The organism is Parabacteroides sp. APC149_11_2_Y6, from assembly GCF_054506995.1.
Genome location: NZ_CP173709.1, coordinates 1,315,325 through 1,342,008, shown reverse-complemented (window position 1 = coordinate 1,342,008; position 26,684 = coordinate 1,315,325). Strand labels below are relative to the sequence as shown.

20 protein-coding genes and 1 pseudogene are annotated in these 26,684 nt (G+C 43.6%); 4 read left to right on the top strand and 17 right to left on the bottom strand.

The genetic code is table 11. The features are described from left to right. Positions 1-22: 22 nt before the first annotated feature. From ACGE0T_RS05425 to ACGE0T_RS05385, 9 genes are all read right to left on the bottom strand, one after another. Entirely contained in the window at positions 23-703 is a 681-nt protein-coding gene (locus tag ACGE0T_RS05425; RefSeq protein WP_459189519.1) for a phosphoribosylanthranilate isomerase, read from the bottom strand. After that, positions 697-1,509 (bottom strand): indole-3-glycerol phosphate synthase TrpC, encoded by an 813-nt coding sequence (gene trpC, locus ACGE0T_RS05420; protein ID WP_459189518.1) that lies wholly within the window; start codon positions 1,507-1,509, stop codon positions 697-699. The genes ACGE0T_RS05425 and trpC overlap by 7 nt, the downstream gene beginning before the upstream one ends. 9 nt (positions 1,510-1,518) lie before the next feature. Beyond that, the gene (trpD, locus tag ACGE0T_RS05415) at positions 1,519-2,514 is read right to left on the bottom strand and encodes an anthranilate phosphoribosyltransferase (RefSeq protein WP_459189517.1); all 996 of its coding nucleotides are present in this window, start codon (positions 2,512-2,514) and stop codon (positions 1,519-1,521) included. A gap of 43 nt (positions 2,515-2,557) precedes the next feature. Then, positions 2,558-3,124, bottom strand: coding sequence for an anthranilate synthase component II (locus tag ACGE0T_RS05410; protein ID WP_459189516.1), 567 nt, complete (start codon positions 3,122-3,124; stop codon positions 2,558-2,560). 30 nt (positions 3,125-3,154) lie between these two features. Beyond that, positions 3,155-4,558 (bottom strand): anthranilate synthase component I family protein, encoded by a 1,404-nt coding sequence (locus ACGE0T_RS05405; RefSeq protein ID WP_459189515.1) that lies wholly within the window; start codon positions 4,556-4,558, stop codon positions 3,155-3,157. A 10-nt stretch (positions 4,559-4,568) separates the two neighbouring features. Then, positions 4,569-5,753 (bottom strand): tryptophan synthase subunit beta, encoded by a 1,185-nt coding sequence (gene trpB / locus ACGE0T_RS05400; RefSeq protein ID WP_459189514.1) that lies wholly within the window; start codon positions 5,751-5,753, stop codon positions 4,569-4,571. 261 nt (positions 5,754-6,014) lie between these two features. Continuing rightward, positions 6,015-7,346: a hypothetical protein gene (locus tag ACGE0T_RS05395; protein ID WP_459189513.1), complete on the bottom strand. Its 1,332-nt coding sequence runs from the start codon at positions 7,344-7,346 to the stop codon at positions 6,015-6,017. 188 nt (positions 7,347-7,534) lie between these two features. After that, a complete protein-coding gene (locus tag ACGE0T_RS05390) occupies positions 7,535-8,581 on the bottom strand; it encodes an asparaginase (protein WP_459189512.1) in 1,047 nt (348 codons plus the stop codon). Between the two features lie 278 nt (positions 8,582-8,859). Further along, the gene (locus ACGE0T_RS05385) at positions 8,860-10,293 is read right to left on the bottom strand and encodes an aspartate ammonia-lyase (RefSeq protein ID WP_459189511.1); all 1,434 of its coding nucleotides are present in this window, start codon (positions 10,291-10,293) and stop codon (positions 8,860-8,862) included. A 317-nt stretch (positions 10,294-10,610) separates the two neighbouring features. On the opposite strand from ACGE0T_RS05385, the gene ACGE0T_RS05380 reads away from it, so the two are divergent. Continuing rightward, the gene (locus tag ACGE0T_RS05380; protein WP_459189510.1) at positions 10,611-11,735 is read left to right on the top strand and encodes a DNA polymerase III subunit; all 1,125 of its coding nucleotides are present in this window, start codon (positions 10,611-10,613) and stop codon (positions 11,733-11,735) included. Positions 11,736-11,737: 2 nt separating this feature from the next. Here ACGE0T_RS05380 and ACGE0T_RS05375 read toward each other — a convergent pair whose 3' ends face one another. Then, on the bottom strand, positions 11,738-13,060 hold the full coding sequence (locus tag ACGE0T_RS05375; protein ID WP_459189509.1) for an MATE family efflux transporter: 1,323 nt from the start codon (positions 13,058-13,060) through the stop codon (positions 11,738-11,740). A 165-nt stretch (positions 13,061-13,225) separates the two neighbouring features. Continuing rightward, positions 13,226-14,842 (bottom strand): ABC-F family ATP-binding cassette domain-containing protein, encoded by a 1,617-nt coding sequence (locus ACGE0T_RS05370; RefSeq protein ID WP_459189508.1) that lies wholly within the window; start codon positions 14,840-14,842, stop codon positions 13,226-13,228. A gap of 361 nt (positions 14,843-15,203) precedes the next feature. Between ACGE0T_RS05370 and ACGE0T_RS05365 the strand changes: the two are divergent. The 3 genes and pseudogenes from ACGE0T_RS05365 to ACGE0T_RS05355 form a co-directional block, all read left to right on the top strand. Next, positions 15,204-15,368: pseudogene (locus ACGE0T_RS05365) on the top strand (KilA-N domain-containing protein); the annotation flags it as partial. A gap of 27 nt (positions 15,369-15,395) precedes the next feature. Beyond that, entirely contained in the window at positions 15,396-15,965 is a 570-nt protein-coding gene (locus ACGE0T_RS05360) for a hypothetical protein (protein WP_459189507.1), read from the top strand. Positions 15,966-15,979: 14 nt separating this feature from the next. Beyond that, the gene (locus ACGE0T_RS05355; protein ID WP_459189506.1) at positions 15,980-16,777 is read left to right on the top strand and encodes a hypothetical protein; all 798 of its coding nucleotides are present in this window, start codon (positions 15,980-15,982) and stop codon (positions 16,775-16,777) included. 214 nt (positions 16,778-16,991) lie between these two features. Here ACGE0T_RS05355 and ACGE0T_RS05350 read toward each other — a convergent pair whose 3' ends face one another. The 6 genes from ACGE0T_RS05350 to ACGE0T_RS05325 form a co-directional block, all read right to left on the bottom strand. Next, a complete protein-coding gene (locus ACGE0T_RS05350; RefSeq protein ID WP_459189505.1) occupies positions 16,992-17,570 on the bottom strand; it encodes a LutC/YkgG family protein in 579 nt (192 codons plus the stop codon). Between the two features lie 125 nt (positions 17,571-17,695). Beyond that, the gene (locus tag ACGE0T_RS05345) at positions 17,696-19,060 is read right to left on the bottom strand and encodes a lactate utilization protein B (protein ID WP_459189504.1); all 1,365 of its coding nucleotides are present in this window, start codon (positions 19,058-19,060) and stop codon (positions 17,696-17,698) included. Then, positions 19,057-19,797 carry a (Fe-S)-binding protein gene (locus ACGE0T_RS05340; protein WP_459189503.1) on the bottom strand — a complete coding sequence of 247 codons (741 nt, stop codon included), beginning with the start codon at positions 19,795-19,797 and terminating at the stop codon, positions 19,057-19,059. Before ACGE0T_RS05340 ends, ACGE0T_RS05345 begins: the two co-directional genes overlap by 4 nt. Positions 19,798-20,086: 289 nt before the next feature. Continuing rightward, the gene (gene carB, locus ACGE0T_RS05335) at positions 20,087-23,362 is read right to left on the bottom strand and encodes a carbamoyl-phosphate synthase (glutamine-hydrolyzing) large subunit (RefSeq protein WP_459189502.1); all 3,276 of its coding nucleotides are present in this window, start codon (positions 23,360-23,362) and stop codon (positions 20,087-20,089) included. A gap of 34 nt (positions 23,363-23,396) precedes the next feature. Further along, positions 23,397-24,539: a glutamine-hydrolyzing carbamoyl-phosphate synthase small subunit gene (carA, locus tag ACGE0T_RS05330; protein ID WP_459189501.1), complete on the bottom strand. Its 1,143-nt coding sequence runs from the start codon at positions 24,537-24,539 to the stop codon at positions 23,397-23,399. An 89-nt stretch (positions 24,540-24,628) separates the two neighbouring features. After that, positions 24,629-26,515 carry an amidophosphoribosyltransferase gene (locus tag ACGE0T_RS05325; protein WP_459189500.1) on the bottom strand — a complete coding sequence of 629 codons (1,887 nt, stop codon included), beginning with the start codon at positions 26,513-26,515 and terminating at the stop codon, positions 24,629-24,631. Positions 26,516-26,684: the final 169 nt, after the last annotated feature.

Here is a 26,684-nt window from a genome sequence, read left to right as displayed (position 1 = left end):
TTTTATGTCTAATGATTATTTTTTACTTCAAATGGGAAATAAACTCCCGTAACTTTCCAACATCTTTCAATCCCGGTTCTATCTCAAAGCCGCTGTTCAGGTCGATACCGGCAAAGCGGGGATGACTAAAATGACGTACGGCCTCCAGACTTTCCGGTGAAATACCGCCGCTTAGCAGAAAAGGCATATCTCCGTGATAAGCAGAAAGGACTGACCAGTCAAAGCTTTTTCCCGAACCGCCGTAACCACTGCATTTCGTATCGAACAGAAAATAATCGACGCGCCCTTCATAGTCTTTCGTTTTCTCCAAATCTTCCCCGGACGACACGGATATGGCTTTAATCAGTGAGAAACCCCGCTTTTGCAGCGTATGGCAATCCTCCGGCGACTCGTTTCCATGCAATTGCAAATAGTCCAGTCGGTAATCGGAAGCCGTTTCCATCATCTCCCGGATGGTGGCGTTGACAAAAACACCCACTTTAGCAGGTGACGAATCAGTTGACAATTGACAGGTGACAGTTGACAGTTGCTTCGCGTTTGTATTTTCTTCTTTAACTGTCAATTGTCCACTGTCAACTGTCAACTGATTTGTCAATTGCCTTAATGATTTATGGTAGAAGATGAAACCGATCCAATCGATACCCAGTTCGGATACTTCACGGATATTCCGGGGGTCGCGCATGCCGCATACTTTGATTAACATGGCAATTCTCCTATAAATGAGGCAAGCGTTTCGCCCGGTTGCCCGGTTTTCATAAAAGTCTCCCCTATCAAAAAGCCACGGAAACCGGCTTCACGCAGACTGGTGATTGTACCGGTATCAGATATACCGCTTTCAGAGACAAGCAAAGGCGATAAATTTTGCTGCCCGGTATAGGCTTGCAATTTCTCTGCCAACCGGAAAGAATTCGCTACATCGGTATGGAAGGTTCCCAGATTCCGGTTGTTCACTCCCAACATATCGATGAAAGGATTCAGGTGCTCTAATTCCTCCTCGCTATGTATTTCGAGCAGGACTTCCATGCTTAACGTATGTGCCAACTCTGCCAGTTCCAGACATTTATCTGAGGTCAGACAGGCTGCAATCAGCAAAACGGCATCAGCTCCCATTACACGGGCCTGATATAATTGGTATTCATCTATAATAAAGTCTTTACGGAGCAAAGGAAGGTTTACCATCGAACGGGCACGGCATAAGTCGCTTAACGAACCTCCGAAGAAATCGGTATCGGTCAGGATAGAACATGCAGAGGCGCCATTCTTTTCATATACAGGTACCACCTCATCGATAACGGCACCGGGATGCAACCATCCTTTTGAGGGGCTTTTGCGTTTAAACTCGGCGATAATGCCGGAGGGAGACGAAGCAAGCGAAGCCCGCATGGAATGAGTGGCACGTTCTAAACGATCGCCTCCCAATCCCAATAAAGTTTGAAGTTTGACAGCTTGTTTCTGCCGCTCTACCTCTTTTCGCTTATTGGCAACTATATCTTGTAGAATATCTTTCATACTCGCAACTTAGCTATTCAATTCCAAAAACTTCCTGAATGTTTCCAAGGCCTTTCCGCTCTCTAAAGAAAGACGGGCTTCTTCCAGGCATTCGCCTATTTTCTTATCCGGGCATATCACCTGGATGGCAAAAGCGGAATTGGCAATCACACAATTCTTCTGTGCATCCGTAGCACGGTTATTCAGGACATTGTCAAATATACGTGCAGCCTCGGCAACGGTTTCACCGCCATCGAGTTCTTTTTCCGTTACACGGGAGAACCCGAGCATTTCGGGCGTATACAACTTCTCTTTATCCGGCATGGAGACCTTAAAGTCCGATGTCAACGAAATTTCATCAAACCCGTCGAGGCTATGGACGATAGCAAAGCGAGTCCCGTTTGCCTGATAGGTATAACTGTAAAGGCGTAAAAGCGGCAAATTATATACACCCAACAACTGATAGGCAGGCATAACCGGATTTACAAGCGGTCCGAGCATATTGAAAAAACTCCGGACACCTAAACTCTTACGTACCGGGGCAACGGCTTTCAAGGCCGGATTAAACAAAGGCGCGTGCAGATAGGCCAGATTGCAGGTATCCATAGAACGCTTCAACCGGTCGAGACTGTTTGTAAACTTCACACCGTGTTGCTCCATCACATTACTGGCTCCGCTTACGGAAGTAGCACCATAGTTACCATGTTTCACGACATGATAACCGGCCCCTGCAACAACAAAGCAAGATGTGGTACTGATATTAAACGTATTCTTGCCATCCCCGCCTGTCCCGACAATATCAATCGGTTTATATTCGGACAGGTCTACCGGGACGTGCATTTCCAAAAGTGCTTCTCTAAAACCGGTCAACTCCTCTACGGAGATACTGCGCATCAGGAATACAGTAATCAGACTGGCTATTTGCGAGTCGTTGTATTTGCCTTCCGCCATATTTTGAAGTATCCGGCGAGCCTCGTCCCGTCCTAAATACTGGTGCTCAAACAGGCGATATAATATTTCTTTCATTTTCTTTAGCTATTAATTTTAGTACTTCGATTCAACAACAGACTTAGCCGCGTATCCAGTTCTCCAAAATAATCTTCCCTTTTGGAGTAAGGACCGATTCGGGATGGAACTGTATGCCTTTTACATCATATTCACGGTGGCGGAGTGCCATGATCTGTCCCTCTTCCGTATCCTCTGCAGTGATTTCAAGACATTCCGGGAAGTTCTCCTTAGACACAACCCATGAATGATAACGCCCGGCACGGAACCCTGGTTCAAGACCGGCAAATAATGAATCGGATGCCTTGAGACGGATATCCGAACAGACTCCGTGATGAACTTCCGTCAGGTTGATAAGTCCTGCCCCGAATGCCTGCCCGATAGCCTGTTCACCCAGACAAACGCCTAATATGCTTTTTGTCGGTGCATAACGTTGTATTAAAGGGAGCAAAATGCCGGCCTCTTCAGGTATGCCGGGACCCGGCGAAAGCAATATCTTATCAAAACGGTCTACTTCATCCAATGAGATTTTATCATTACGGTGCACTTCGACATCGGCACCCAGTTCCTTCAGGATATGTAACAAATTGTAAGTGAAGGAGTCATAATTATCGAATAATAATACGTTCATACGTCTTTTCTGTTTTTAGTTGGTCTGCATTTAATTTTTCAGTTTCTCGGCAAGGTCAATCGCTTTCTTCAAAGCACCCAGTTTGTTGTTTACCTCCTGCAATTCGCGCTCGTCATTGCTTCTTGCCACAATTCCTGCTCCAGCCTGATAGTATAGGACATTACCACGGCTAACGAATGTACGGATAGTGATTGCCTGGTTCAAATCTCCGTCGAAACCGATAAAGCCGATACATCCTCCGTATGCGCCACGGTTATGTTTCTCTATATCTGTAATCAATTGCATGGCACGCACTTTCGGAGCACCGCTCAGAGTTCCTGCCGGGAAGGTATCGATATAAGTCTTTATGGGATTACTCCCGGGATTGATTTCACCGCTTACGCGGGATACAAGGTGGATAACGTGGCTGTAGTATTGTACTTCTTTATAAAAATCGACCTGTACATGGTAGGCATTACGGCTAAGGTCGTTGCGCGCCAAATCGACCAGCATGACGTGTTCGGCATTCTCTTTCGGGTCGGCAAGCAATGCTTCGGTCCTTTGTTTGTCTAAAGCAACATCTCCGGTACGGAAAGCTGTACCGGCTATAGGGTCTATGCTTGCATGCCTATTGGTAACTTTGCAGTGTGTCTCAGGTGAAGAACCAAAGATACGGAAACCGCCAAAGTCAAAATAAAACAGATAGGGTGACGGATTGATGCTGCGTAAAGCGCGATACACTTTAAAGTCGTCGCCCTGGAACGGCTGCTCGAAACGGCGGCTTAACACAATCTGGAATACATCCCCGCGCATGCAATGGCGGATTCCTTCGCGAACGGAAGCCCTGTATTCTTCATCCGTAATAGGAGATGTCTCCGGTCCGGATACCTGAAAATTGTAAGACGCATAATTCCGGTTCTCTATAAGTGACTCCATTTCCTGTAGATTGGACGATTCGCCGGGTTGCAATAGCTCAATCAAGGTTAGTTCGTTTTTAAAATGATTGAATACGAGGAGATACTTATATAATATGTATAACATATCAGGTGCATCATTTTCCTCGTGGTGTGCCTCCATAACAGGTATATGCTCGAAGTAACGGACAGCATCGAAAGCGGTATAGCCGAATAAACCGCATGCTTTCTTATCAGCCCCTTCAATATTGAAACGTGAAAGGAAGGCATTCATGGCTTCCGCCACATTATATTGCTCTGTCAGGGAAGTGACTTCCTTTGCCCCGTCAGGATATTGGGCCGTACATTCGCCATTATTGATACCGATACTTGCCAACGGACAGAGGGCTATATAAGAAAGACTGTTTTCATTTCCATGGAAATCGGAGCTTTCCAATAAGGCTGACTCCGGATAAATATCCCGTACCTTCAAATAGATACTTACAGGGGTGTGAAGGTCGCCGAGAACCTTTTTGCTTATTGTCTTAAATGAATAGTTCATATCCGGTCTATTATTTGTTTTTGTAATTAATATAAGTATCCATGTCTTTATCGCCACGTCCGGAGACGGTAAGTACCACCACATCTTCCGGTTTAAAATTCACTTTCGACAAGGCTCCCAAGGCATGCGAACTTTCCAGTGCAGGGATTATTCCTTCCAGACGGGTCAGTTCAAATGCGGCATCCAGGGCTTCATCGTCATCCACAGCAAGGATCGTGGCACGATGGCTCACCGAAAGATTTGCATGAATCGGACCGATTCCCGGATAATCCAAGCCAGCCGAAACGGAATAAGGTTCCTCTATTTGTCCATCTTCATCCTGCATAACCAAAGTACGGGAGCCGTGGATAATACCTTTCTTGCCTAACTGTATGGTAGCGGCACTCATCCCGGAGTGAATACCTTTGCCGCCGGCTTCGGCAAGCACGAGTTTTACACGCTCGTCGTCTATGTAATGATAAATTGTTCCGGCAGCATTGCTACCTCCGCCTACACAGGCTATCAGATAATCGGGATAATCGCGTCCCTCCTGCTCTTTCAATTGCTTCTTTATTTCTTCACTGATAACAGATTGCAGACGTGCTACCATATCGGGATAAGGATGAGGCCCCACCGTCGAACCAATGATATAGTAGGTATCGGACGGATGACAACACCAGTCGCGGATTGCTTCATTCGTAGCATCCTTCAATGTCATATTTCCGGAGGTAACAGGTACGACTGTCGCTCCAAGCATCTCCATTTTCTGGACATTGGCATGCTGGCGTTCCACATCCGTTTTGCCCATGTAAACAATACATTCCATATTCATCAGGGCACAAACGGTAGCTGTAGCGACCCCATGCTGTCCGGCGCCAGTCTCTGCGATAATACGCTTCTTTCCCATACGGCGTGCCAGCAGGATTTGTCCGATCGTGTTATTGATTTTATGGGCACCGGTATGGTTCAGGTCTTCCCGTTTCAGATAAATCTTGCAACCATACTTCTCGCTCAGTCGTTTAGCCAGATAGAGAGGTGAAGGGCGACCTACATAGTCACGAAGTAATTGCTCATACTCTGCCTTAAAACTTTCGCTTTCCAGTACTTCCAGATAGGCTTTCTGTAAGTCTTCCACACACTGGTGAAGTATTTCAGGTACATAAGCACCCCCGAATTCACCATAATAACCGTTTTTGTCTACTAAATACGTTTTCATTTTATCTATTCTTGTTTGTTTTTCCGCAATAAAAAAAGGCCTGCCGCAAGTGCGACAGACCTTTTACTATATTTTCATTTATTATATACACACAGGACTGCTTTCCCTACGACCTTTTGAGTTGTAAGAAGCGCCACCAATATGTATTTACTATAAATGTTCTCATCACTGTTTTTGTTATTACGTCGGCAAATATAGATATTCTCTCACTATTTGCAAATAAAAACGGTATTTTTTTATAAGAATTTTGTATCCTGCTGATTATTTCCCTACGTTATTGTAAGGTACTGTCCAGCTCTTGTTTAAAAATTCACTCGGACCATAGATATTAAAATCTTTCTTGTATGTGCTTGAATTTTTAAATGCACCTAATCCTAAATCAACATATCCGGCAACATATGCTGAAGCTTTAAGAGATATGCCTAATTCGCCCTTACCATTGTCGGCCGGAGTTTTAACATATGCATTTACATCAGCTGTAGCATAGCTATCCAATTCTGTTTCGCCTAATACAAATCCAAGCAAATTTAATTTCACACTTGGAACAATACCAATTCTGCTCTGAACCTGAAGAGGAGAGCTAACTCCGGATACTTCAAATTTAAATTCAGGTTTTGCTGATGCAACCTTGCTCCAGCTGCCAGTATAATATGCACCGGCTTTGAATTCAGTGTTCATTCCTAAATCGATATTCAAATCAGCAGAAGCATTTGCTTTCACATAACCGCTAAATTTAACGCTTGGAGTAAACTCAACAACCATAGGAATACCTGCGATTTTATAAACAGCCCAATACTTTTCTGTGTTGATAGTAGTTTTGAACTCTTTATTATAATCGTATTCTTTATCCAGATTATATTTAACATTCACCGGAGCATTTGCATTGATATAACCTTGCATAGACACTTCAAACTTTTTAAGTTTAAACCAGCTTATCTGTACATTTAGTATAGTGGTAATTTTAGATTTTACCAAACCGTTAGTTACTGAAATTGCAGATTGTTTGTCTTTACTCAAAGGAATTGAGAAGTTAAAAGGATACTCGAATGAATTATCCCAAGATGCACGTGTTGCAGGTGTGTTGTTATAGATTACATCTTCACCGTTTTCATTCTGACCGATAATTCTAACAGGATATACAATACCACCTGTATGTGAGGCACTTTTTGTTTCTGAACCGTTTTCTCCTAATTGATTCAAACTCAAATCCACGTCAAGGCTTTCAAATAATGAAGCAATTGACTCTTGTTCAATTACTACTACGTAAGAGTTACCTTCTTCTTTGATTGAAAGAATTTTACCGATAAGAGCATCTTTAGGTGATGTAAAAGCTGTAATAGTGTTGCCTACCTTAAAGTTTGCAGCTTCTGCACTGTTTTCAACGATACTTTTGTTAATAACTAAATTTGATTGATTACCATTTGATGAAGAAACGGTTAATTTGGAATAGTCTGCATGGTCATCACCTTGCAAAGAAATAACAGCTTCCGATTTTACTTTTGCTTCAGAGTTACTGTCTTGATTAAGGTCGTGAGACTTCTCACACCCGGTTACCAATAGAATGGTAGCCACTGAGATAATAAATGTTCTCATTGTTTAACGTTGTTAGGATTAATAATTATGTCTGTTAATTAACAGAACAGGGTTATTTTTTATATAATAAATTTCTAATTCACCTTACAAATAGTTTACGAGTGCAAAGGTCTATAAAAGAAATTTGACATGCAATAAATTAAAGTTAAAAATATCACATAATGAAAGATTTAACTATTCAAGAAGCTTTAATCATTCACCGTTATTTCTCCTATTAATGAACAGCCCATGTGTTCCTTGACCTGCATAGAATTCATACCGCTTCCAAACAAAAACATCAGTTTGGTCAAAGCACATTCGGTCGTACTGTCGTATCCGCTTATTACACCGGCATCCAACAGCCAACGCCCTGTTTCATACCGATGCATTTCAACGCTTCCGGCACGACATTGGGTTATATTTACTATGACAATATCACGTTCTACCGCATTTTTTAAAATATTAAGAAACCATTCGTCACCCGGAGCATTCCCACTTCCAAAAGTTTCCATTACCACTCCTTTCAGGCCGGGAATGTTCAAAATACTTTCCACTACTTGCGGCGGAATACCTGGGAAAATTTTCAAGATCGCAATATTGCGGTCGAGTTGATAATGAGGTTTTAAAGGTTTACGGGCTACCGGATGGTAAATCTGTGTATTATCATACCGGATTGAAATACCCGCATGAGCCAAAGATGGATAATTATAGGAATGAAATGCATTAAAATTATCCGCACTGGTTTTACAGGTTCGGTTTCCTCTTAACAAATCATTTTCAAAAAAAATACAAACTTCCGGTACTACCGGCATACCATTTTCACGGGCTGCAGCGATCTCTATAGCCGTTATCAAATTCTCCTTGCCATCCGTGCGAAGCATACCTATGGGTAATTGGGAACCGGTAAGGATAACAGGCTTATCCAGATTTTCAAGCATAAAACTCAGGGCTGAAGCCGTAAATGCCATCGTATCCGTTCCATGCAATACGACAAAACCATCATAATGATGATAATTATCTGCAATCACCCGGACGATATCCGTCCATGACTCCGGTCCCATCGACGAAGAATCCAGTGGCGGGTCAAACTGTATGGAATCTATCGTATGTCCCAACTCCTTTAATTCAGGAACATGTTCTTCCAAATGTTGGAAATTAAAAGCTTCCAATGCTCCTGTTTCCTTGTTTTCTATCATACCGATAGTTCCACCTGTATATATCAATAAAATTGATGTCTTTGTATTAGGATGATTCATGTCGCCATCTACGGTTTATATTTCTTGCAAATATAAGAAAATATCATTTTGAAATAAAATATATCAAGAATTAAATAACATAACATCAAAAATCAATTCATACAGGGTATACACAGAGCGCATAAATATCATTTTGTCAACAAGCACCTTGTTATACATCTTAATAAAGCAAATAGATTTGCACAAAAAATCCTTCGGACAAATCATTCGACTATATCCGAAGGATTTTAAATTTGGCTCCAGTGTAATATTATTAAAGCTTCTATAAAAGACTCTTGTTATCTTCTGGGTTTTATATCCAACTTTACCGGATGGATCATATTTTCCGGGCTCAATATAGTATCCAGTTCTTCCTTTGTCAGAATGCCATGATCTAATACAAGCTGGTATACGCTTTTGCCTGTTTCCAGTGCTTCCTTGGCTATTTTAGTGGAATTCTTATAACCAATTACAGGATTCAGGGCTGTTACGACTCCAATGCTATGGTGAACTTCTTCAATACAGTGATCCACATTTGCCACGATACCTTCCACACAAAGCGTACGCAAAGTCTCGAAGCCATTCATCAACAATTCTGCCGATTCAAAACAGCACTGGGCCATCACCGGTTCCATCGCATTTAATTCCATTTGGGCAGCTTCGCCGGCCATCGTTACACACAGTTCATTTCCGATTACTTTATATGCTATCTGGTTCATGACTTCAGGTATAACCGGATTTACTTTACCCGGCATAATAGAAGAACCAGGCTGCATGGCTGGCAAATTAAATTCTCCCAATCCGCAACGCGGACCGCTTGCCAATAAACGCAAGTCATTACATATCTTATTCATTTTTACTGATACCCGTTTCATCGCAGAAGCATATCCTACCAGACAAGAGGTATCGGAAGTGGCTCCAACCAAATCGGCTGCCAATTTAATATCCCAACCGGTTATTTCACGCAATGCACTGATACACTTCTCTGCATATCCGGGCTCTGCACAAATACCGGTACCGATGGCAGTGGCTCCCATATTGACAGTCAGAAAATCTTCGGCAGCATGGTTCAGGTGAGCTATTTCATCCTGCAAGATACTGGCAAAACCGTTGAAAGTCTGTCCCAATGTCATTGGTACGGCATCTTCCAGCTGCGTACGTCCCATTTTAATAATATGTGCAAATTCCTTTCCTTTTTTGCGGAAAGAAGCGATTAGCGCTTCCAGATACGGAAGCAAATGAAAATGGGTGGCATACATTCCCAAATGGATAGCTGTAGGGTAAGCATCATTGGTTGATTGCGAACAGTTCACATGATCGTTTGGCGAACAATAGATATATTCCCCGCGTTGATGTCCCATAATTTCAAGCGCCCGGTTCGCTATTACTTCATTGGCATTCATATTGGTAGTAGTACCGGCACCTCCCTGGATCATATCCACAGGGAATTGGTCATGATGCTGTCCGTCCAGAATTTCCCGGCAAGCCTGCATGATTGCTTTATACTGCTCGGCTGTCAGCAATCCTAAAGAATAATTCGCTTCGGCAGCAGCCATTTTTGTAATGGCAAGGCCGTTAATAAATAATGGATATTCATTCAGATGGAATTTACTGATAGAGAAGTTTTCAATTCCTCTTAATGTTTGCACACCATATAAAGCCTCTTCAGGTACTTCGCGAGCACCTATCAAATCACTTTCGGTACGAGTTTTTCCTGTAATTTTAGATTCCATATCGTTTCTTGTTTTAAAATGTTTTTATTCTTGTTTTGTGCGAATACATACGAACATATATTATATCCGGCAACTTTATCTCTTATTTATGGGCACGAAGATATATACTAACATTTTGAAATCAAAATATATTATCAGTTATTTATTTTACGCCAAACAAAGTCCAATAAATCATATATAAAACAGTTTTTGCTGACATTTTGTTAACAAACACGCTATCCTATAATATCAGTCATCCATGTCCGTTTCTTCACCATACATTTTAGAATCCACACGATTATTTGTATCTTTGCTCTATCAACCAACAAGGCATATACATGTATTTCAAAGATATCATAGGTCAGGAAGACATAAAAAAACGACTTATACAATCAGCACAAACCGGTGTTGTTCCGCACGCCCAGCTTTTCACGGAGCAGGGAGGTGCAGGCGCATTTCCGTTGGCTTTGGCTTACGCCCGCTACCTGAATTGTACAAACCGTACGGAAACAGACTCATGCGGTCATTGTCCTTCTTGTTTGAAATACGATGAACTGGCACATCCGGACTTGCATTTCGTATTCCCGATTGTTGCCAAAAAAGAAAAGAAAAAAGAGGTTTGCGATGATTACCTTACGGAATGGAGAAGTTTTCTGAAAGAACGTCCTTATTTTGATATAGACGGATGGCTGGATTATATGGAAGCCGGCAATTCACAAGCATTGATTTATTCGAAAGAGAGCGATGAAATCATCCGTAAACTCAGTCTCAAAATATACGAGGCTACATACCGCGTTCTATTAATCTGGCTACCGGAAAAGCTTCACCCCACCTGTGCCAACAAATTACTGAAAATAATAGAAGAACCGCCTCAGAATACCGTCATTTTGATGGTATCCGAAACACCCGACCAAATATTGGGTACAATCTTGTCGCGTGCCCAACGTATCAATGTACGGGGAATCCATCCGGAAGCCATTGCCGCCTCCATGGTTTCGCAATTCGGTTTGGCGCCGGAAGATGCCAAACACATTGCTCATCTGGCTAATGGGAACTACCTGAAGGCTATTGAAGCAATCAGCCTGGGAGAAGAAAACAAATTCTTCCTCGAACAATTTAAAGGGATGATGCGAAATTCCTGGGCACGTAATGTAAAAGGGATGAAAGGGATGGCAGACCTGCTTGCCGGTATCGGGCGCGAGCGGCAAAAGAATTTCCTATCCTATTGCCAGCATCTGATACGTGAAAACTTTATGTACCGTTTCCAATCCCCGGAACTGAATTACATGAACCTGGACGAAGCGGGTTTCTCCGTAAAATTTGCCCCTTTTATCAATGAGCGGAATGTTTTTGATATTATGGAAGAACTGGCAAAAGCGGAACAACAGATCGGACAGAATGTAAATGCAAAAATGATTTTCTTTGATTTATCATTACGGCTTACGGTCCTAATCAAACGATAATATTACAGTTTTTTATTTCGCCAGTTCCCTTTCCACATATAAAAGACTGAAGTTAAAATCATCAGATTATATACATGTTCGGTAGTCCAGCAAACTGCCACGTCCGCCTTTACAACGATACCGATCCAATACGCGTATAATACATATACAAAAATACTACCCATATCGATAAGCAGTGCAGTCTTTGTATTTCCCGTACCTGATACGCTAAAGAATATAATAAACGCCGGCACTGCTATCAGGTAGGAAGACAACATCACCCAGAGGGAGTCCACCGATGCAGCAATCAAATCCTGATTATCCGTATAAATACGTAAAACCAATTCCGGAAACAATGCAATCAAAAGGCCTAAAGGCAAGACAAAATAATAACAAATCCGTATTGTACGTTTGCACAAGCCAAGCACATCATCTGCCTGCCCTGCTCCTATCAGGTTACTCACCATCGAACTGGTAGTCGATGCAAAAGCATTCACAAACATAAACAGAAATGAAGAAATACTCCGTACCACATTGGTTATGGCCAACGGACGTTCGCCATGCCGTTCCATTACAATAAAGAAAATGAACCATCCGAGGAAAGCAATTCCATGTTGTACCATTATCCAAAGGGAGATATTCAGGATTTGCTTCAGTATCCGGTAATTGATACCCGCCCATTCGAAAAGGCCATATTTTTTATAATCAATCTTCTTATAGGTATAAATGATAAAGAAGAGAACGGACACTCCTTCGGATATTGAAGATGCGATAGCAGCTCCGGCTATTCCCAACGCAGGGAAACCCAATTTACCGAAAATAAGGATATAGTTCAACACGACATTTGTCAATACCATCACGATGGAGTTGGCTGTCAATATCTTCGTCTTCGTTATACCTACATAAAAAGCACGGAACATTACAGCTATAAAAGAGAAAAAGAAACCATAAACCCTCCAGTCTATATATTTCAATGTAGCCTCATAGACTGCATCCGAACTGATTAATTTCTTCAGGAATAAAGGCGAAAATAAGTGAGATGCCGTAAACAACAATGCAGCCAATAAAAAAAGGAAGAGTGTTCCTTGCATAAAGACCGAACCGATCTGCTTATACTCCTGGGCTCCGTTCCGGCGTGCTATCAGAACCTGCGCCCCGATACTGAAACCGAAGCCCAACATATAGATAACCAAATAATAAACGCCGGCAAGGGCGGAAGCTCCTAATTCGACTTCACCGACACGTCCCAGATAGGCAGTATCCGTTAATCCAATCAGATGCTCCATCATAAGGCTCATCAATACCGGAAATGTAATATGAAGAATCTGTTTGTTTGTAAATTGCATGTGGATCCAGTTGACAGTTGACAATTGACTGTTGACAATTATTTTGCTGCGAAGGTACTAATAAATGCAGAATGAAAACAAGACGGATAAAATAAAAAAACCGCCCTATTCTCACGAACAAGACGGATAACCTAATCTAACTTAATTCTAATACCATGAAAAACACTATATCTTAATAACAGTACCGGAAGCAAAAAGTTCGATAGTCCGGTCTATTTTTATTTCTTCTACGAAAGAAAAATCATGCGAAATCAACAAAACGGTACCTTTATAATCCTGAATTGTTGTTGTTATAATTTCAACACTTTGTATATCCAAATTGTTCGTCGGCTCATCCAAAATAAATATATCCGGGGTATTATTTCCTACCATCAGGCAACAGAACAATAAACGTATTTTCTCTCCCCCACTCAGACAAGAACAGGATTTATCCCAGGTCCCATAGGGAAAAAGAAAACGGTTCAGGATTGTTTTCAGTTCATGCTCCGGTTTATGGGCAGTGTTAAATTGTTCCAACTGTTCAAAAACGGTCAAGGTTCCATCAATCAACGAACATTCCTGATCGATATAAACGGATGTAAAACCGGCCCGTACAATATGGCCTTCTACAGGTTCCAAGCTGCCTAAAAGCAATTTCACCAAAGTGGTTTTACCACTGCCGTTGCCCCCGCTTATACGGATACGGTCGCCACTCCGGATCTGAAAACTCAAAGGCTCGTTCCACAGGCAGGAAGAAGCGTAACCAAAATTAATCCGGTCTGCCGTAACCAGAATCTTGCCCACATGGAGATTAGGCGAATTAAAATCGGTCTGCAATTCCCTGCCGTCAGGAATATTTTTACGGATATCATTTATCGAAGCCAACAGGGCAGCCTGTTTATCCTCATGTATTTCTTTCAGCTTATCCGTACTTCTTTCCGATTTACTTTTTAATGAATTCAACATAATACGGGGCAACCCTTTTTTAATGTTCGCCTTTTCACCACGGACATTTGCCTTATCCTTACGTTCCAATGCTTCCCGGGCTGTTTTACGAGCCAAACGGTAAGCCTTCTCTTTTTCATCCAACTGGTTTTGCAAGGCTTGCAAGGCTATTTCCTTTTGTTCCTTGTAAAAATCATAATTACCACCATACAAGGTTACCGTATTTCTCTCCAACTCACAAATGGCTGGCAACAGACTCAGCAAAGTCCTGTCATGGCTTACAACTAACAGGGTGGCACGCCCGGTCTGCACCAGACGATACAATTTTTGCCTGCCTGACACATCCAAATGGTTGGTAGGTTCATCCATCAGAATAATTTCCGGAGAGTGAACCTGGATACCGGATAAAAAAACCTTTGTCTTTTCACCGCCACTTAGCATGGACATCGGCTGGTCGAGCCTCAAATAAGGCAAATCCCAAAAAGCCAGAGCCGACAAGCAACGTTCTTCTATATCCCAGTCGTCGTTCAGGATAGAAAAATTATCCGTGGTTGCTTCTCCGTTCAGGATGGCATGCAATGCTTTCAGTTTAGGAGCAACCCGAAGGGCTTCAGCTACTGTCAGGTTATCATACTGCCCGAAATGTTGCGGCACATAATAAGGTTGCGAGGAACAAACCACATCACCGGACGAAGGATTCAACTCGCCTGCAATAATACGCAGCAAAGTGGATTTACCGGTTCCATTATTACCGATTAACGCAACTCTGTCTCCTTTATTTACAATCAGATTTATATGCTGGAACAGTGGTTCTTTATCGGCATGAACATAGCATAATTGATGTACAGATATGCACATAACTTTCTCAAAAATTAAAATGTTAAAACTAAAAAGGGAAATTCACATAGTGCCGGAGATAGCACAAAGCCGGTTAAGGTTATACCAAATATCGCCCCCGGAAAGATTAGGAAGCGTTCTTATTCATATTTTTGGTACCGGCTTACTTAGATATTTTCATCGGAGTATTTATAAAATTATACCGCAAAGGTAAAATATAAAAATGAGAATCAGAACAGAATACAGAAAAAAATGTAAATCAGGAAGGAATGTGGCATTTATAGTATGTTATTAGCCTGATTGCAAAACATAGGTGTTTTGAATCCAAAGCATATATGTTTTGAATTTAAAGCATATATGTTTTGAATTTAAAACTAACTTTGTAAACGAATTAATTTGCCTATCGAATATGGAAAACCTGAATGCCGTATTTATAGAACAGGGCATATCACAAGGAGAACGACTTATTAAACTAAACCAAATTGCCATTCATCAGATGAGTGTCTTGGAAAGCGACATCAATGATGACAGAAAGTTGTTGAAATAGTTCTCCAATCGTAAATTTCAATGTTGCATGAAACAGCAAAAACGACATAGTAAAGCAGAAAAAGGTCAATCCAAGAATTTGCCTTGGTGGATTATCCTACCTGCACTGGGTTTCTGTCTTTTGGCACTCGAAATAGGAAACAACACACTGGTAAGTTACAACCGTTGGTACATACCATTTGCGATAATCGGTCTTGCAATAGGTGTCGTCCGTTTGATCCGGGACAAGGACATTGTTTGGAATTGGAAAGAGTACCTCGGGGGTATATTCTATGCGTTCATACATTCGGTGATGGCAATGCTGATAGCAACAGCTATCTTCAGCATAATATTTTTGCTCAACTTCTACCTGCCAACGAATCACCCTGATTATGAAGAAACAGTAACGGTAATCAACAAAGTACGTTATGGTGGTAAAAGAATAAATTACCACCGCTATACAATAATCTTCCACTTTAAAAGCGAAAACTTCAAAGACAAAAGTATAGGAGTAGGCAAAACCACCTACGACCAAGCCAATCCGGGTGACACCTACATCTTCACTCTTCAAAACGGCTTCTTCAACATCCCCGTCATAAAAGATAAAGCGAAACAATAGAAAGGATATAAGCAATGAAAACGAATGTACAACTTAAGGGTCTCTTAATGCTCTGTGTGGTAATAGGGATTATAATAGTGTATGTCCATTTCCAGCACAGTAAGATTGGTACTGTCTTGTTAATCGCATCGGTAGTATTGTCTTTCATTGCAGCATACTACATTGGCGACAACACCAACGACAAGCAGTTCGAAAAGATAATGAAGAAAGTGGGTGGCGATAATCTTTTTTATATCGTTGACGGAAGTGCAGCTGTTGAAGTGGAGTCTCTAAACATTTACTACAGATTGAAGAGAAATAAATATGATAAGATTCTTGAACTAAGCAATAATGTAGAAATTTCAGTCTCTTGCGCTCTGCCAATATGCACATCCACAAAAGAAGCCTTCAATAATATCAAAAATGATTTGACTGCGAGCTTGATAGAAGATATTGCGAAATGTGTAAAATTCAAGTACAAACACTATTTTTTCAGTGTTGATATTGAATTGCAACCAGCAAAATTTTCCGTTCCCGCCATACGGCAGATTCAGCAATCGTTGGTTTCAGTTCTGATAAACAAATATCATCTTAATACAATCAAACAATACTTTAAAGTCAATGAAGATAATAACCGGATTTTTTACTGGGAATTTATTGGCAATGACGCTGTTCGATGTGTTAGCTATAATGCTGAAAATGATGTTTGGGATTGCGACAACGAAGATGTAAGTTGCGACTTGTCTGATGATATAGGTAAAGCAACCATTATTACCGAAAAAGAGTTTGAAACTGTCTATGAACAGGTTGAAAATATGAAAACCGCAGAATAGTGTTCATTCTCTCATTTATACGAAAGCAAAATTAAATCTATATGAGCCAGGCAAAGATTAAATACCACTTTGCCCATAAGAACACTATTCCTGACTGTAATCCCGAAATATATCTGCACAAACTTGCAAAACTCAAAATCAAAGAAAAATTCGATTCTGGACTTCCGTTTGAAATAAGTTTCTGTCAGACTTTCAGAATTCACTTCGGTTTATCTCAGACAAACAGTACCAATACGCTCATCGCCCCATGCGCCCCGAATACCAAAGCCTGCTCGATATCGGCTGTTTTGGAGGGACCGGACACGAAGAAACTGAAACCGTAATCGGCATGTTCCGTTTTATGGTAGGCTTCGTGCATATTATTTACAATCTCCTCTTTGGGAACCAGTATCACCAGGTTGGTGGAGATAAAATAAAGCGCTTTATGCTTCACTTGCTGGGTAATCCAGACGGCGCCGTTTTCTGCTACGGCAAACTCGCCTTTTACAATGGCAAGGTCGGTATCGTTCAAATCCCTCGGATCGTCCAAATCGTCCGGATTGAAAGTGGCACAGGTAATATCCGGCAGGTTGGAGGCTATGCGTTCGGCTTCCGGGAAATGGCGGCGGATTACTTCATTTATATCCTCTTCCGGTTGAAGGAAAAGGGCTGTACCTCCGGCTGCTTTCAGGGATTCGGCAAACTGTGCTGCCTTGTCCGGGTAACTGATGGCATCCAGTGTGACGGATGGCTTTTCGTAGCGATTGCCGGTGTGTGTACGGATGGCTAATAAGATTTCGTTTTTTGAGTCCATATCGGTTGGGGCGAGGTCTGCTCGCCCTTTATTATATTATACTGGGACGAGGTCCGCTCGCCCTTTATTATTTCGCGGGGGAAAAGGGCGAGCGGACCTCGCCCTTACGAGACTATGTCGTACCCTTATAGTTTCTTATTTTTCCACATTTCGTTGAAGGATTCTTTGGCAAAGGCCGGCATTTCGCGTCCTTTTCCCCAGACATTCAAACAATTGTATATCATGAAACGGGGCATCTTGTTTACCAATGGGGCAAACTTGAGTGCGGTATTGAACAGAGCCGGACGTTCCATAAGGAACTTCATGCCGCCGGACATTAACTTCTTCTCCGTACTGGCTTTTCCTACCTCATCCAAGTCCTGACGCCAGCGGTAAATCTGTTCGCCCAGGTCTATCTTGACCGGACAGACATCGGAACACGACAGGCACAACGAACAGGCGGATACATTATCCGAATATTTCACAGGGTCTTTCAGCATCGACAAATTAATGCCGATAGGACCGGGTATGAAATAGGTATAGGAATATCCCCCGCTCCGGCGGTATACCGGGCAGGTGTCCATACATTCCCCGCAACGGATACAGTTCAGGGTACGGATATGGTCCGGGCGGGACAAGATATTGCTACGTCCGTTATCCACGATAATAATATGGAATTCCCCTCCTTCTTTCGGTTTGCGGTAATGGGAGGTATAAGAGGTGATGGGTTGCCCTGTGCCCGAACGTGCCAGCAGGCGAGTAAATACGCCCAATGCTTCGAGGTCGGGTACAATCTTTTCCATTCCCATAACGGCTATATGCACTTTCGGGAAAGAGGTTCCCATATCGGCATTCCCTTCATTGGTGCACACCACAATCTCGCCGGTCGAAGCAACGGCAAAGTTTACACCCGTCATGGCTACATCGGCATGAAGGAACTTCTCACGCATATTCTTGCGGACTTCGTGGGTAAGGTATGTCGGGTCTGAATTGCCTTTCTCCGTACCCATCTCCTGCTCCATCATTTTGCCTACGGCTTCCCGCTTGATATGGATAGCGGGCATTACGATATGGCTGGGGGCTAGGTGCATCAACTGAAGGATGCGTTCGCCCAGGTCGCTTTCTACTACATCATAGCCCTGCGACTGAAGATAGGCATTCATATGGCATTCTTCCGTAAGCATGGACTTGCTTTTAATCAAGGTATGCGCATCATGTTCGCGAAGGATTTGATGGACAATCCCGTTATGTTCTTCCGCATCTTTCGCCCAGTGGACAATGGCGCCGTTGGCAAGTGCCTGTTTCTCGAACTCCTGCAAGAGGGTTTCCAGATGGCTGTTCGAATACAGTTTGATATCGCAGGCAAGCTGGCGCAGGCGTTCCCATTCGGGAAGGGTGCGGCTCATCCTGTCTCGTTTGACACGGACCATCCAAAGGGTTTCATCGTGCCAGGCTTCCTGTTGGTGGTCGGCTATAAAGCGGGCTGCTGCTTTTGCATGTTTCGTACTCATAATCCGGAGGCTAATATTTGAACGATATGAATGGTTTTTATCGGAAGGTTATCGCGTTTGATAACGCCTTCCATGTGCATCAGGCAAGAACTGTCGGCACCGGTAATGTATTCGGCTCCGGTACTCATATGGTCTTTTACCTTGTCTTGTCCCATACAAACGGACACGGCAGGTTCTTCCACGGCAAACATACCGCCGAAGCCGCAGCATTCGTCGATTCGCTTGGGCTCGAACACCTCGATTCCTTTTACCAGCGAAAGCAAATCGCGCAGTTTGGAGTAATACGGGATATTCAACTCGCTCGGAGCAGAAAGAAGCAGCTCGCGCACCCCGTGGCAACTGTTATGGATACTCACTTTATGAGGGAATACGGCATCCAGTTTATCCACTTTTACCACGTCATGCAGGAACTCGCAAATATCATAGATTTTACCCTGGTTCAGGCATACATGGTTTGCCCTTTCCAATATCTGCGGATGGTTTTCTTTCACAAATGCCACGCAACTGGCGGAAGGTCCCACTACGTAATCGTATTCCTGAAACAGTTCTTCCATACGGAGCGCCAGGTTCAACGATTCATTTTCAAAACCAGCATTCGCCATCGGCTGGCCGCAACACGTCTGGTCGAGCGGATAATCCACGTTCAATCCAAGGCTTTTCAATAGTTTGTAAGAGGCTACCCCCACCTCCGGATAAACCGCATTGATATAACACGGAATAAAAAGTCCTATCTTCATATTGGTTTATTTGTTATAACATTTATATAACCCTTGTTGATGAAAATATGTTTCGCAGGTTTTGATTTATATTGACTGGTATAGACGTATAGTTGCATACATCCACACCCTACCCATTAAAGAGGGTATGTCAAAAGCACATAACAACTTACATAACGACAAAATTTTAGGCACAGATTCCACGGATTTCACGGTTCTTATAAACTAAAACCGTGAAATCCGTGGAATCCGTGCCTAAAAGAAAGTATCAAAATCGTTTTGACACATTCCCTTTACCGGATTATATCTGTTATTTATATTCCTGCCAGCTCTTTATCTGTATATCATCCATACCCAGCGTGCAGAAGGCTTCGATGAAAGCACTTGCCAGACGGGCATTGGTGATAAGAGGGACATTCAGGTCGATAGCGGCACGGCGGATTTTATATCCGTTGTTCAACTCTCCGGCTGAAAGGTCACGCGGAATATTCACAACCATGTCTATCTTCTTTTCATGGAGCAAGGTCAGCGCCTGGGGTTCTTTGCCCTCTTCACTCGGCCAGTAGACCCGCTCGTTCGGAATGCCGTTTTCTTCGAGGAAACGATGTGTGCCTCCGGTTGCATACAAGGTGTATCCTTTATTTGCCAGCATCTTGGCTGCATCCAACATGGCTACTTTCTGCTTCGGTGTTCCGGTAGAGAGCAAGACGGTCTTTTTCGGGATACGAAGCCCTACGGACAGCATACTTTTCAGAACGGCTTCAGAGAGGTCGTCGCCGATACAGCCCACCTCACCGGTAGACGCCATATCCACACCCAGCACCGGGTCTGCCTTTTGCAGGCGGTTGAAGGAGAACTGGGAGGCTTTGATACCTACATAATCCAGGTCGAACTCGTTCTTACCCGGTTTCTCTACCGGCAAGCCCAGCATGATGCGGGTGGCAAGTTCGATAAAGTTTATCTTCAATACCTTGCTGACGAACGGGAAAGAACGGCTGGCACGGAGGTTACACTCGATTACCTTGATTTCATTCCCCTTGGCAAGATACTGGATATTGAACGGACCGGAGATATTCAGTTCCTTCGCAATCTGCTTGCTGATACGTTTGATGCGGCGTACGGTTTCCACATACAGTTTCTGAGCCGGGAACTGGATAGTGGCATCACCGGAGTGCACGCCGGCAAACTCGATATGTTCGCTGATGGCATACATCACAATCTCGCCTTTATCGGCTACGGCATCCATTTCCACTTCTTTGGCATGTTCGATAAACTGGCTGACTACCACCGGATGTTTCTTGCTTACATTGGCGGCAAGTTGCAGGAAGCGTTCCAGTTCCTCCTGGTTGGAGCAGACATTCATTGCCGCCCCGCTCAGTACATAACTCGGGCGTACCAGAACCGGGAAACCTACCTCTTCTACAAACTGGTTGATGTCGTCCATGGAAGAAAGTTCCTTCCAGCGCGGCTGGTCTACCCCAATGCGGTCGAGCATGGCGGAGAACTTCTCGCGGTCTTCCGCATTATCGATACTCTTGGCGGATGTACCGAGGATATTGACATGCTGTTCGTCCAGACGCATCGCAAGGTTATTCGGAATCTGTCCGCCGGTAGAGACTATCACGCCGTGCGGGTTTTCCAGTTCGAGAATATCCATCACGCGTTCGAACGTCAACTCGTCGAAGTACAGGCGGTCGCACATATCATAGTCGGTGGAGACGGTTTCCGGGTTGTAGTTAATCATCACCGAACGCCAGCCTTCCTTCCGGATGGTTTCAAGTGCCTGCACACCACACCAGTCAAATTCCACTGAACTACCGATACGGTAGGCCCCGGAACCGAGCACTACGATAGAGCGATGGTCGTTTTCGTATTCAATATCATTTTCCGTACCGCTGTAAGTCAGGTACAGGTAGTTTGTCTGTGCCGGATATTCGGCGGCAAGGGTATCTATCTGTTTCACCACCGGAAGGATTCCATACTCCTTACGGAACTGTCGAACCAGCATCATCCCTTTTTCTATATCTTCATCCAGACCGAGGGCACGGGCTATCTGGAAATCGGAGAAGCCAAGTTGCTTTGCTTTACGCAACAGGGTGACAGGTGACAATTGACAGGTGACAGGTGACAATTGTTCTTTATATTCTTTTTTAACTGTCAATTGTCCACTGTCAACTGTCAACTGCCTCAGTTCTTTGGACGTTTGCATGATTCCGTACAGTTTTTGAAGGAACCAGCGGTCTATCTTGGTCAGCTCGTGTATCTGGTCTACCGTATAACCGGCACGGAATGCTTTGGAGATAACGAAAATACGACGGTCTGTCGGTTCGTGCAGCGCTTTGTCTATATCGGATATAACCAGTTCTTTATTTTCTACGAAACCGTGCATGCCCTGCCCTATCATGCGAAGCCCCTTCTGGATAGCTTCTTCAAAGGTACGTCCGATAGCCATTACCTCGCCAACGGACTTCATGCTGCTGCCTAACTCGCGGGCCACGCCGTGGAACTTACCTAAATCCCAGCGGGGGATTTTACATACCACATAGTCGAGAGCCGGCTCAAAGAAAGCACTGGTCGTACGGGTTACCGAGTTCTTCAAATCGAAAAGACCGTATCCCAATCCCAGTTTTGCTGCCACAAAAGCCAACGGATAACCGGTTGCCTTGGATGCCAGAGCGGATGAGCGGCTGAGGCGGGCATTGACTTCAATCACACGGTAGTCTTCCGATTCCGGGTCGTAGGCATACTGTACATTACATTCGCCTACAATACCGATATGGCGAATGATACGGATAGCAAGCTCGCGTAATTTATGATAGTCCGTATTACTTAAGGTTTGCGAAGGAGCAATTACGATACTTTCGCCGGTATGGATGCCCAGCGGGTCGAAGTTCTCCATGTTACAAACGGTGATACAGTTGTCGAAACGGTCGCGGACCACTTCGTATTCCACTTCCTTCCATCCCTTCAAACTCTTTTCCACCAGTACCTGGGGAGAGAAAGAGAATGCCTTTTCCACCAGGACATCCAGTTCTTCTTCATTATCGCAGAAACCAGAACCCAGACCTCCTAAGGCATAAGCGGCGCGGACAATAACCGGATAGCCCAATTCAGCAGCGGCACGGCGGGCATCGGCCGCATTCTCCACGGCTTCGCTCTTGATTGTCTTCACCTCGATTTCATCCAGTTTGCGGACAAACAATTCGCGGTCTTCCGTATCCATGATAGCCTGTACCGGAGTACCCAATACACGCACATTATATTTTTCGAGTACGCCGCTCTGGTATAAAGCGACTCCGCAGTTCAGTGCCGTCTGACCGCCGAACGCCAGCAAAATGCCTTCGGGGCGTTCTTTTGCGATGACCTTTTCCACAAAGAAAGGAGTAACGGGCAGGAAATAAACTGTGTCCGCAACTCCCTCTGAAGTTTGTACCGTTGCAATATTCGGATTGATAAGCACCGTTTGGATGCCTTCTTCCTTGATTGCCTTTAATGCCTGGCTGCCTGAATAATCAAATTCGCCGGCTTCGCCAATCTTCAAAGCGCCGGAACCAAGTATCAGGACTTTCTTTATATCTTCTTTCATGTTTGCTTCTTTTTTAATGGCTTCCAACCCTGTATCATAATAACTCTACAAATTTATCAAAGATAAACTCCGTATCCGTAGGCCCGCTGCATGCTTCGGGGTGGAACTGGGAAGAGAAGAATGGTTTCGTTTTATGCTTAATACCTTCGTTCGTACCATCGTTCATGTTTACAAAAAGCGGTTCCCATTCGGCACCCAAAGTATCATTGTCTACCGCATAACCGTGGTTCTGGGAGGTAATGAAACATTTTTCCGTTCCTACCATGCGAACCGGCTGGTTATGGCTACGATGACCGTATTTCAATTTATAAATAGAAGCCCCTCCTGCTTTACCGAGCAATTGGTTTCCCATACAGATTCCGCAGATGGGTTTGTCTCCGCCAAGTGCCTTGCGAATGTTCTGAACGGCGGCATCGCAGGTATCCGGGTCGCCGGGCCCATTGCTAATGAAAAGCCCGTCGTATTCCAAACCGTTGAAATCATAATTCCAGGGGACACGTATCACGGCTACATTCCGCTTCAACAGGTTACGGATAATGTTATGTTTAACTCCGCAATCTACCAGGATAACTCGTTTCAATTGAGGATTGAGAGTCGACATTTGAGAGTTGTTGAAGTACTCTACCGGGAATGATTCGCTGGTTCCGTCGGGCTGATAGCAGATAATCTCTTTACAGGACACTTTATCCACATAATTGATGTCGCCGTAATTGGGGGCCGAGAACTGCAAATCCCCATCACCAATGACAATCCGTCCCATCATAACCCCATGTTCACGCAATTTCTTTGTCAATGCACGGGTGTCGATACCGTAAATTCCGGGTATTTGTTCTTTCTTTAACCAGTCGCCCAGACTTTCCTCCGCATTCCAGTGGCTGTATTCATGACTGTAATCGCTCACAATAATGGCGTCTGCATGTATCTTCTCGCTTTCCATAAAAGTGGAGATACCATTTTTTTCAAAAGTACGGGGAGGTACTCCGTAGTTTCCTACCAAAGGATAAGTCAAAACCATTAGCTGACCGGCATAAGAGGGGTCGGTCAAACTCTCCGGATAACCGGTCATCGCGGTATTGAACACGACTTCGCCGGTTACATCTTTTTCACAGCCAAAAGAAAGGCCACGAAAACAAGTACCGTCATCTAGAACTAATGTTGCCGTTTTTTCTATCTGCATAATTTTAAAAGTTGACAGTTGACAAGTGACAGTTGACAAGTGGCAGCCGGTAGTCACAAACCCAACTGTCACTTGTCAACTGTCAACTGTCACCTGATTAAATATTCTTCTTCCATATAATTAATGAACGCATTGTTCACCATGCGCGCACCGCCTGGTGTAGGATAATCGCCGGAAAAATACCAGTCGCCGGGATGATTCGGACAAGAAGCATGTAAGCCTTCGAGTGTCTGATAAACGATTTCCACTTCCGCCTTCGTTCCGGGAGGGGTAAGCAACTGAACCATTTTGGCTGAGATTTCCTCATCGGTAAACGGAGCATAAATCTCTTTTACATAATTCACAATCATTCCGTCTTTTTGCATCTGCTGTAACTTTGCTTTCCGGTAGGCTTCCAGGATTATTTCATCCTGCCCTCTCTCTTTCAGCAAAGCAACCGCGGCTTTGAACGCTATAAATTCATTCATCCGGGACATATCGATACCGTAGTAGTCCGGATAACGAACCTGCGGAGAAGAAGACACAATCACAATCTTCTTCGGATGCAAACGGTCCAGGATACCGATAATACTCTGTCGCAAAGTGGTTCCACGCACGATGCTGTCATCTATCACCACCAGATTATCCTCGAAAGGAACAATACTGCCATAGGTAATATCATATACATGCGCCGCCAAATCATTACGGCTGTTCCCTTCGGCGATAAAGGTACGCAATTTTATATCTTTTATAGCTACTTTCTCACAACGAACACGCATGGAAAGTATTTGTTCCAGTTCTTCTTCTTTAATTAAATGGTTGCGGTCGGCTATCCACTCTTTCTTTAACTTGTTCAGATACTCGTTCAGCCCTTCCTGCATGCCGAAATAAGCGACTTCCGCCGTATTCGGAATAAAGGAGAAAACGGTATGGTTCAAATCGTTGTCAACAGCTTTCAGGATGGCCGGCACCAGATTTTTACCTAAACATTTACGTTCTTTATAAATATCCACATCACTGCCACGAGAGAAATAGATACGTTCGAAAGAGCAGGCTTTGTTTTCTTTCGGCTCCACGATTTGCGAGGTACGAAATTCGCCGGCCTTGCTAATCAGGACAGCCTGTCCAGGTTTCAGCTCTTTAATATCCTCAGCCTGTACATTCATTGCTGTTTGTATAACCGGGCGCTCGGAAGCAAGAACAACTATCTCGTCGTCCGCATAATAGAAGGCAGGGCGGATACCCCAGGGGTCGCGCACGCTGAACATTTCACCGCTACCGGTCTGGCCGCAGATTACATATCCTCCATCCCATTGCGGGGCACAACGTTTCAACATGTTCGACAAATCTACATTTGATTCGATTGCATGGGTAATCTCCATACCTTTCAGGCCTTCGCCTTCAAACTTCTGGTACAGACGTTCGATTTCCCGGTCCAGACGGTGCCCGATTTGCTCCAGCATGATAAAAGTATCTGCATAAGCACGCGGATGCTGCCCGATGGCCGTTATCTCATCAAAAATATCTTGTACGTTAGTTAAATTGAAATTACCGCATAATGCCAGGTTCTTGGCTCTCCAGTTGTTGCGGCGTAAAAAAGGATGGACATAGGAAATACCGGATTTCCCGGTTGTACTGTAACGCAGGTGGCCCATATAAAGCTCTCCTGCAAAAGGAAGGTTCGTTTTAGCGTAAATGGGATCATTTAATTTACCGGGCGGACAGTCTTTGTAGTGATTATGAACGGCTGCAAATATATCGGTAATCGCTCCTGTCCCTAAGGCCCTTTCTCGAAACATATATTCTTCACCGGGGCTTGCCTCCAACTTTACGCAGGCTAAACCGGCTCCTTCCTGACCGCGGTTATGCTGCTTTTCCATCAGCAAATAGAGCTTGTTGAGGCCATACATCCAGGTACCATACTTCTGATGATAATACTCTAAAGGTTTCAGTAACCGGACCATGGCGACTCCACACTCATGTTTAAGTACTTCCATTTGGTTCAATCTTGTTTATTCTGGTTGCAAAGATACTTACAATATATTACATATTGCTCATGCAAACAAAACATATTTGACACATTAATAGAAATAAGGACTTTATCCGGCATTTAGTTAATTTATTTTATAAAACGATATTTTTTCGACACTTTAATAAATACGTAGA